The 1,007-nt window shown below is 50.5% G+C and carries 1 protein-coding gene; it reads right to left on the minus strand.

Going from position 1 to position 1,007, the window contains the following annotated elements; genetic code table 11:
- Nucleotides 1-468 precede the first annotated feature (468 nt).
- A complete protein-coding gene (locus GOV91_RS22505; protein ID WP_371732363.1) occupies nt 469-897 on the minus strand; it encodes a cytochrome c in 429 nt (142 codons plus the stop codon).
- Between the last annotated feature and the right edge of the window lie 110 nt (nt 898-1,007).

The raw sequence follows: 1,007 nt of genomic DNA on the forward strand, positions 1-1,007 counted from the left end.
GCCGCAGACGTCGTTGCAACCGAAGTAATGCCCATGCTTGCAACGATCATAAAGTGCCTCATAAGCCGGAGGTCCTTTGCAATACGAGAGTTTACTACAACAGAAATGGACCGACATCTTCCCCCGGTCAACGTCGGTCCTTTACAATTTAACATCTACTATCCTGTGGCCCAAAACCGATTGATGGGGACAGGCAGCAACGAGCTCAGAACAGCTTCACTATTTAACATTCGAAATTTAGCATGTGAAGGCGCTCGGCTCTTTGACATAAATCATATGTCACCTCGCAGTCTGCCAGAATTGGACTCGACACGCCAATTCGGCCAAATGATTTTGAGTGACTGCTTACGCCTAGCAGAACACGGCGCTTCACAATGCTAGGCCTGCAATTGTCACCGGGTCAAAAAAGGTGCAAGTCCAGAACACCGGCAAACGATCAATTACTGACCTAACGCCAAGAACACCAATCTACTGTTGGATGCCTTCTAAGAAAAACAATAACCCTGCTAACTCGCGCGGAGTGGGCGTCAAGACACCCTCGATTTCAACCGGAACCAGGTCTTCCGCCATTTCCCCGCCAAATTCCGGCATAACCCGAGCAAGATGGCTGTTTCCTGGGTCGCCATAGATGTAGCTTAGGGCCCGTGCTTGAGGGAAAGTGCCTCCGTTCTTCGCACTCAATGTTGTCAAATCTGTTGGCGCAACGGAAAGACCGCTGCTTGCCGGGCCACCGCCTCTACCATCCACACCATGACAAGAAGTACAGTTTTCTGAGAAAAAGGCTGCCCCATCAGCGCGAGTGGGCATGACATCGGCGTCAGGATACAAATCTGTACACGACGCTGTGGCTAGAGCGATAAATCCAGCCGATAAAATAACCCACCTTGTAGCGTGCATGCTCTACCCCGTTTTAATTAAGCCTACGGTCCAATGTAGAACATGGCAATGACAGTGTCTTTGCCCCGTAAAATTGGGCCACTACTTTGGTCGAGAGGGGGGAACAAGGG

Source organism: Ruegeria sp. HKCCA6837 (assembly GCF_013034475.1).
In the GTDB taxonomy this organism is placed as follows: domain Bacteria; phylum Pseudomonadota; class Alphaproteobacteria; order Rhodobacterales; family Rhodobacteraceae; genus Ruegeria.